Annotated in this window: 2 protein-coding genes; one reads left to right on the plus strand and one right to left on the minus strand. The window is 65.1% G+C overall.

The window, feature by feature from the left end:
* Positions 1–334: 334 nt before the first annotated feature.
* Positions 335–724, minus strand: a complete 390-nt coding sequence (locus tag ACFWPJ_RS27640) for a helix-turn-helix domain-containing protein (protein ID WP_378855640.1) — start codon at positions 722–724, stop codon at positions 335–337.
* A gap of 211 nt (positions 725–935) precedes the next feature.
* Between ACFWPJ_RS27640 and ACFWPJ_RS27645 the strand changes: the two genes are divergently transcribed.
* A complete protein-coding gene (locus ACFWPJ_RS27645) occupies positions 936–1,802 on the plus strand; it encodes a hypothetical protein (RefSeq protein ID WP_378855642.1) in 867 nt (288 codons plus the stop codon).
* Positions 1,803–1,943 lie beyond the last annotated feature (141 nt).

The raw sequence follows: 1,943 nt of genomic DNA on the forward strand, positions 1-1,943 counted from the left end.
TGCCCTCGCAATCCGGGGGGGGATTTCGTCGTTTCCGCTGTTCCTACGCTAATCCCACGTTCATTACCGTCGTCCTCGTGCCCAAGGGTGTATCGGCACCGCTGTTCAGGCCGCAGTGATGCGCTTTCGAGATTCCCGAGTGGCTCGACCTGAACAAGCACCCAACCGAGGACGCGATCGGCGCCACATTTCCGCACCTGGTCCCCACACCACCCGGCAGTGAACTCGGCTACCGGTACGCAACCCGCCGGAAGATCGATCCGAGCCTGGTCCAGGTGAGGTCGTCTTCGGAAACTGCATGCGGCAGTGGCGCGAAGGGTGGGCACCGCACCGCTCAACTGTGTCGAGCCGCCCGCAGCCCATTCACGTAGGCCGCGACGATCCGCAGATCACCCTCGGACAGTCCGGACAGATCGACAATCCCTTCATGGCCCGGCGGCCGCGCGTGCACAACCTCGACGGGGTCCAGCCCGGCCTGTTCCAGCAGTGGTAGAGCATCGAGCCCGACAGCTTCGGCCATCGCCTGCAGTGTTTCCGCCGTGGTGCTGGCGGGCACCTTCTGCCCGCGCTTGTACTGGGTGCCGTTCTCGACCTGCGTCCACAGGCTGGTACTGATCCGTGCTGCCTTCGCGGCGCGGTCCATCGACATCTCGCGCTCCTTGCGAGCAAGCCGCAGGGTGGCGCTGACCTCGGGCGGGACCACCGCGCTCCGTTGTCTCACCATGTTGCGATGGTAGCAGATTGTTTGCACTGATGCATGAAGTGCATGTAGCTACGACGTGCACTTCTGAGCACCGAAAGAGGGCGCTACTGGTGGTCGATAGCAACAGTGGCTCGCGATAGTGATTGTGATGCAACCCAACTGGGTACCCGTGTGTGCCGCTCCAGCTTGACAGACGCGGTGCAACAACGTTGCATACAACGGGTGTTGAATTGTGGGTCTCGGCAAGGGGGGTCCACTCGACGCCACCCCGGCGCGCAACCTCTACCGGCCATGCAGCGCCGGGGTGTGGCCAGGGTTCCGACCTGCTATCGATCGAAGGAGTAAATACATGGGCACGAGCGATGCCGTGACGGCGTCGAACCGCATGCGTGAGGATTCGTGCGGTGTGACCCCGTTGGACAGGTGGATCGACGATGCGCACCTGTTCCTGGATCGAAGTGCCGCCCGCGACCTGGCGCAGATGCTCGGCGACATCCCGGACCTGGCCGAGGATCTGGCGGATGCGCGCACGCGGCAGACCCGGTTCGGCGCGGTCGACTACCGAACGCGCGATGGTGCCAGGGAGCAGCGACTCCCCTTCAATCCGGCGGCGGCGCGGGTCGAAGACGAACTCCGGGCGGTCTTGGTGTCGTGGGTTCGATTGGTGTGTGAGCAGCGCGATTTCGCATACGACGGCGCGTCGACCATCGCCGGTCTGGCGGAGTGGTTGCAGCACAACATCCTTGCCTTCGCCATGACAGAGGGGGTCGAGGGCGCGCCGGTCGAGATCGCCGCCGCGATCGAGGCTGCGGTAGCAGTCGTGTGCCCGCCCGCCGATGTGGCCGACGCCGATGCCGCGTTGGTGCTGCGTGCCAGGGCGGTACGCCTCAATGCCACCGGGATCGGCAAGCTCGCGGAGCAATTGGGTGATGGCTATCGCAACTTGACCGCACGTCGAGTGCGCACGCTCCGCGAGGCGGGCTTGGTCCAGCCGGTGCCCGGTCCCTGGTCGCCTGAATGGCCCGAGCTGTTCGTGGTCGGCGAGGTCCTGGATGCGCACCGGGCCCTTCCGGCGCGGAAGCGCGCGAAAGACATGTAGCGCATTCAGCACCCCAGCGGGGCGTCGGCCGATTGTGGCCCGCGCCCCCCTGTCGATTAACGCGTAAGATGCGCATCTGCACACCGACAACCCGCACAATTCCTATCGCCCGTCTAAAAATAGTAGACCGCGCGGTGAGGG

Source organism: Nocardia sp. NPDC058497 (assembly GCF_042720195.1).
In the GTDB taxonomy this organism is placed as follows: Bacteria; Actinomycetota; Actinomycetes; order Mycobacteriales; family Mycobacteriaceae; genus Nocardia.

Coding starts and splice junctions, on each gene's coding strand:
- ACFWPJ_RS27640 (WP_378855640.1), bottom strand. CDS start 724: ATGGTGAGACAACGGAGCGCGGTGGTCCCGCCCGAGGTCAGCGCCACC.